Annotated in this window: 1 protein-coding gene; it reads right to left on the reverse strand. The window is 44.0% G+C overall.

Features of this window, described 5'->3' with window-relative positions:
• Nucleotides 1–14: 14 nt before the first annotated feature.
• Nucleotides 15–1,223: an IS4-like element ISVsa5 family transposase gene (locus tag ACOTX3_RS26010; RefSeq protein ID WP_001339197.1), complete on the reverse strand. Its 1,209-nt coding sequence runs from the start codon at nucleotides 1,221–1,223 to the stop codon at nucleotides 15–17.
• Nucleotides 1,224–1,330 lie beyond the last annotated feature (107 nt).

A 1,330-nucleotide genomic window follows, 5' to 3' on the forward strand; every position in this document is an offset into this window, starting at 1 on the left:
ACTGAGAGATCCCCTCATAATTTCCCCAAAGCGTAACCATGTGTGAATAAATTTTGAGCTAGTAGGGTTGCAGCCACGAGTAAGTCTTCCCTTGTTATTGTGTAGCCAGAATGCCGCAAAACTTCCATGCCTAAGCGAACTGTTGAGAGTACGTTTCGATTTCTGACTGTGTTAGCCTGGAAGTGCTTGTCCCAACCTTGTTTCTGAGCATGAACGCCCGCAAGCCAACATGTTAGTTGAAGCATCAGGGCGATTAGCAGCATGATATCAAAACGCTCTGAGCTGCTCGTTCGGCTATGGCGTAGGCCTAGTCCGTAGGCAGGACTTTTCAAGTCTCGGAAGGTTTCTTCAATCTGCATTCGCTTCGAATAGATATTAACAAGTTGTTTGGGTGTTCGAATTTCAACAGGTAAGTTAGTTGCTAGAACCCATGGCTCCTTTGCCGACGCTGAGTAGATTTTAGGTGACGGGTGGTGACAATGAGTCCGTGTCGAGCGCTGATTTTTTCGGCCTTTAGAGCGAGATTTATACAATAGAATTTGGCATGAGATTGGATTGCTTTTAGTCAGCCTCTTATAGCCTAAAGTCTTTGAGTGACTAGATGACATATCATGTAAGTTGCTGATAGGTTTCCAGTTTTCCGCTCCTAGGTCTGCATATTGTACTTTTCCTCTTACTCGACTTAACCAGTACCAACCCAGCTTCTCAACGGATTTATACCATGGCACTTTAAAGCCAGCATCACTGACAATGAGCGGTGTGGTGTTACTCGGTAGAATGCTCGCAAGGTCGGCTAGAAATTGGTCATGAGCTTTCTTTGAACATTGCTCTGAAAGCGGGAACGCTTTCTCATAAAGAGTAACAGAACGACCGTGTAGTGCGACTGAAGCTCGCAATACCATAAGTCGTTTTTGCTCACGAATATCAGACCAGTCAACAAGTACAATGGGCATCGTATTGCCCGAACAGATAAAGCTAGCATGCCAACGGTATACAGCGAGTCGCTCTTTGTGGAGGTGACGATTACCTAACAATCGGTCGATTCGTTTGATGTTATGTTTTGTTCTCGCTTTGGTTGGCAGGTTACGGCCAAGTTCGGTAAGAGTGAGAGTTTTACAGTCAAGTAATGCGTGGCAAGCCAACGTTAAGCTGTTGAGTCGTTTTAAGTGTAATTCGGGGCAGAATTGGTAAAGAGAGTCGTGTAAAATATCGAGTTCGCACATCTTGTTGTCTGATTATTGATTTTTCGCGAAACCATTTGATCATATGACAAGATGTGTATCCACCTTAACTTAATGATTTTTACCAAAATCATTAGGGGATTCATCAG

The organism is Enterobacter cloacae complex sp. IR5384, assembly GCF_049237265.1.
Classification (GTDB): Bacteria; Pseudomonadota; Gammaproteobacteria; order Enterobacterales; family Enterobacteriaceae; genus Enterobacter; species Enterobacter cloacae.

Excerpts from the sequence above, each read along its gene's own strand:
- ACOTX3_RS26010 (WP_001339197.1), bottom strand. The coding sequence starts at position 1,223 with ATGTGCGAACTCGATATTTTACACGACTCTCTTTACCAATTCTGCCCC.